The following is a 250-nucleotide window of genomic DNA, read 5'->3' as shown; positions in this document are numbered from 1 at the left end:
GCCGCTTACGCCATGGCTGGCAGCGGCCTGTTGTTCCTGCATCATCAACGCTCGCTTTCTTATTCCGACGGGCTACGGATAGCCCAAAATTCCATATCCAGGCCGGGGAACTCGCCTGCCAGATGCAGGGCGAAGGCGCCAGATTTCTCCATGTCGTTCCACAGCTCGCCGCCCTTCTCGACTGCAAAGTAGTTGTAACCGGCATGCCACGGAATTTGCGGCGGCGCGGCGGGCATAGCGCGCAGAATTA

1 protein-coding gene is annotated in these 250 nt (G+C 59.6%); it reads right to left on the bottom strand.

From position 1 onward, the window contains the following. Positions 1-59 precede the first annotated feature (59 nt). On the bottom strand, positions 60-250 hold a 191-nt coding region (tssK, locus tag ACODJP_RS14365), incomplete at its 5' end, for a type VI secretion system baseplate subunit TssK (RefSeq protein ID WP_422482656.1).

The sequence above is a fragment of the Pleomorphochaeta sp. DL1XJH-081 genome, from assembly GCF_049310885.1.
GTDB lineage: Bacteria > Spirochaetota > Spirochaetia > Sphaerochaetales > Sphaerochaetaceae > CAYZJV01.
This window is presented reverse-complemented; position numbering and strand designations above follow the sequence as displayed.